General features: G+C 57.3%; 2 protein-coding genes and 1 pseudogene. All 3 read right to left on the bottom strand.

The window, feature by feature from the left end; translation table 11 throughout:
- Positions 1–235: 235 nt before the first annotated feature.
- Complete coding sequence (locus AC1DMK_RS30990; protein WP_477864035.1) at positions 236–445, bottom strand: cold-shock protein; 210 nt, start codon at positions 443–445, stop codon at positions 236–238.
- Between the two features lie 322 nt (positions 446–767).
- Positions 768–917: pseudogene (locus AC1DMK_RS30985) on the bottom strand (IS110 family transposase); the annotation flags it as partial.
- 75 nt (positions 918–992) lie between these two features.
- Positions 993–1,535, bottom strand: a 543-nt coding sequence (locus AC1DMK_RS30980) for a HEPN domain-containing protein (RefSeq protein WP_477864034.1), incomplete at its 5' end; no start/stop codon positions are given.

The following is a 1,535-nucleotide window of genomic DNA, read 5'->3' as shown; positions in this document are numbered from 1 at the left end:
TTATCTCGCGATAACGCCCTTGCTGTTTGGCTAACGGTTCCCATCACCAGGGCCCGTAGAGGACTTGCACCTCCAAGTCGTCGACCGGATACCATCCCGGTCAAACAGTGCTTACGCACAACGCGCCATGCCTGGCGCACCATGAAAAAGGCCGGGCAAGTTGCCCGGCCTTGCAAGTATCGCGCTTCCGACAGTGCCGGTACATCCGTGGTCAAGGCCGGAGCCGGATTTCGAATCAAGCTGCCTGGAGATTGCAGGCAGACATCTTGCCGGACTTGTTGTCGCGCTCGAGTTCGTAGCCGATCTTCTGGCCTTCGACGATTTCGCGCATTCCTGCGCGCTCGACGGCCGAGATGTGGACGAACGCGTCAGCGCCGCCGTTGTCCGGCTGAATGAAGCCGAAGCCCTTGGCGGAGTTGAACCATTTTACTGTGCCTGTGGTCATGATGATGAACCCTTTCAAAGCATAAGCGAGGGACCGCAGAACCGAAGCCTTGCGGATAGTGATAGCGATGATTTTGAAAGAGGGTTCGTTCAGAGCGCGGTGCCAGTCGCGCGGTAAGCAAAGCTCAGCAAGCAAAAGATCGATGTGAAATCGATAGATCAGATGGCAGACCATGTCAACTTTTAGTTTCGAATCCATCGAATTACGCCTCTGGGTCGAGCATCGATCTAACTGTTTCTGCCCGGCATCGCTTCGACAACGAAGCGGAGTACCCTCAGCGTCGAGATCGAGCGGCGCATATGCGGCCAAGCAGCGACTTGTCTCGGTTGTCGAAGTATCGGAACAGACCTCCCGAGTAGAGTATCGTCGCGAATTCGGGACCAATTCCCCTGATCTTGACAAGCGCGGCCGCTCTTGCCGGTGTGTTGACTGCTTCGCGGGACATCAACGCATCCCGTTCTGATGGGATCGCAAGACCAACATTACCGGGTTGTTGGCGCGCGAACATCCGAACAATGATGAGACGGCCCGGTCAGGGAACTTGCCGCTAGTTCTGCTGCAGGCGCTCGCGGCAAACGTCATGAACCCAGCTTTGCAACATCTTGATACGTTCAACGAGCCAGGCGATTTCGTCCGCAGTGATGACGTATTGCGCTGAGTAACGCGCATCGACATAGGCCCGATCAAGCCGGGAGAAACATCTTCGCGCGAACTTGGTATCCCGCGGCCAAGCTTCTATCAGCCGCGGTTCAACGCGTTCCGCGTGGGTTCGAAGCACGCTTAGCCGATGTGACTTCGGCGAGTAGAGGGTCAGGACGAGAAGGGCGCAATGATAAATGCGCTCAGTTGTTTGGTGCAGCATAAACGCCCCATCCCGCCAAATCCCATCGGCGAGCCCTAGTTCGGCCATCCTGAGAGCTTCTTTGGACAGCGCGAACCACTGATCGAAATGCCGTTGCGCTTCCTGTCGTGCCGCCTCGGGCGTGAGCGGCTTCGGCTCGGCCAGCGGATGGCCGGGCGTCTCGTAGAGAACAATACCGTCACGGGCAATGTCGACGAAAAACGGCAGCCCGCGTGCGAGCTTGTCGTT

The sequence above is a fragment of the Rhizobium sp. 05L419 genome (assembly GCF_056397845.1).
The sequence above is the reverse complement of the archived record's forward strand: the minus strand, read 5'-3'. Positions and strand labels throughout refer to the sequence as shown.